The following is a 1,779-nucleotide window of genomic DNA, read 5'->3' on the forward strand; positions in this document are numbered from 1 at the left end:
AAGCTTATAACGGATCTGGCGCATCTAACGTTGGTTTCGTAGTGAACACTTTTAGTGGGGTTAGCGCGACTAATACATTTGATTCTGATCTAGCAGATCAAAACCAAGTTGGTACGGCCTAACCAGATCGGTAATCATCTTTGTATAACATTTTAAAATTTGTCTATACTATACTCAGGCTGATACACAGCTATCGTCGATTTTTTGAGTGCCAATCTTTTTCTCCCTTTCCCTGGGACTAAGCAGCTAGCTTGCATCTAGCTGCTTTTTCATTTAGTTCTTCACCTCTTCAAAAAAATTAGATTTTTACAGGCAGCCTGACTCACAGCCAAATTTTGAGGCGTAAATCTAACTGTCCGCAAATAGCTAGATAAATTAAAGAAGCTAAACTTCAAAATCCAGCTTCTTTTAAGTTACATCAATTATGTCCCTTGCAGCAAATATATATGTTTTATAAAATGCATCTGTACATTTTACAATTTGTTGAATTGGATTTATATGAACCACTGTCATATAACTTGTAAGTATGTATCCTTCTTCAAAATATGTCACTAACATCTCTTCTTCAGACAATAATGAAGTTAATAATTTGTCTGAAATACTTTCTTTCACTTCATTCGTTAATAACGGCCTTTGGACTTTTAATTTCTCTCCAATAATTTTTCTCATACTTAATAATTGTTCCGACATTACTGTAAACGGAACCCACTCTCTTCCTTTTTCCTGTATCTTCACATAATTCATTTTCTTTACTCCTCAATTTTTTACATCTATCTATTCATAAAAATAGAAATTTCACTTCTAAATACACTTTATCCATCTCTTATTTAATATGTAGCGTAGCTTTCCAATTCAAAACTATTTATGAATTTGTAGGACTCTCCACCCAAAAAGAACGTTAGTTCTAATTATACACGAACGAATGTTCTTTCGGAAGTACAACATGTAAATTTTTCAAACAAAATGCAACCTTAATCTATGAAGTTTATTCATACTGATTGATTACTCCTTTTAATTAATGAACTTTCTTTGCACTTCCTATCGCATCATAGAATACGTGTAGCAACAATAAAAGCGACTCCACCTAATGTGAAATCGCTTTTATTGAACTAATTATATTTCTAATTTTACTTTTCTATCCTAACTAACGTTCTTTCTGGAATACAAATTTCAGCTATATCAAATTGATTTATTTTCAAGTTTAATTCCCCAACTTTTTCCTGATCTTCATCACCAATCCAACAACTAAATAATTCAAAGTATTCCCCTTCTTTTAAATACCCTTCCATAATTGAGCATAAAGTTAAAAGTTTATTTTGAGCTTCTTCCTTCTCTTTTAAGCTTTGCCACTCAACTAGTTCAATTCCCCATCCTGATGATACTTCATAAATGTAATTCGTTTGAAATTGATACTCTTTTACGATTTCAAGTAAACTTTCATCTGAAAAACACGGTCCAATTATTATTAGCGCATCGGAATCTTCAGGGGTTAGCGGAACTTCTATATTACAACCTATATAACTTGCTAAACTCATTTTTAACTCCTCCAATATTATTCAACAAAGCACTTCATAGATACATTTATTCATTTATACATTCATTTCCTGCATAGATAAAAGAAGTTTTTAGTTTTTCAATTCATTAACCATCCTTCAACAAAAGCATATACTTTGATTATGAACGAACGCACAAATCTTTAGAAACTTATGATGTAAAACCATTCATTCCTCATAAGTTTCATACATATCGACAATTACTACCATTTATCCCGCTATTTGC

General features: G+C 31.7%; 3 protein-coding genes. 1 reads left to right on the plus strand and 2 read right to left on the minus strand.

The window, feature by feature from the left end:
* Positions 1-122 (plus strand): spore germination protein (locus tag V7038_RS29365; protein ID WP_335696085.1); only part of this gene is annotated, 122 nt, incomplete at its 5' end.
* Between the two features lie 286 nt (positions 123-408).
* Here the strand turns inward: V7038_RS29365 and V7038_RS29370 are convergent.
* A complete protein-coding gene (locus V7038_RS29370; protein ID WP_002157947.1) occupies positions 409-744 on the minus strand; it encodes a YolD-like family protein in 336 nt (111 codons plus the stop codon).
* A gap of 383 nt (positions 745-1,127) precedes the next feature.
* The gene (locus tag V7038_RS29375; protein ID WP_070146487.1) at positions 1,128-1,535 is read right to left on the minus strand and encodes a hypothetical protein; all 408 of its coding nucleotides are present in this window, start codon (positions 1,533-1,535) and stop codon (positions 1,128-1,130) included.
* Positions 1,536-1,779: the final 244 nt, after the last annotated feature.

Origin of the sequence: Bacillus sp. JJ783 (genome assembly GCF_036963225.1) — a bacterium.
GTDB classification, from domain to species: Bacteria; Bacillota; Bacilli; order Bacillales; family Bacillaceae_G; genus Bacillus_A; species Bacillus_A cereus_U.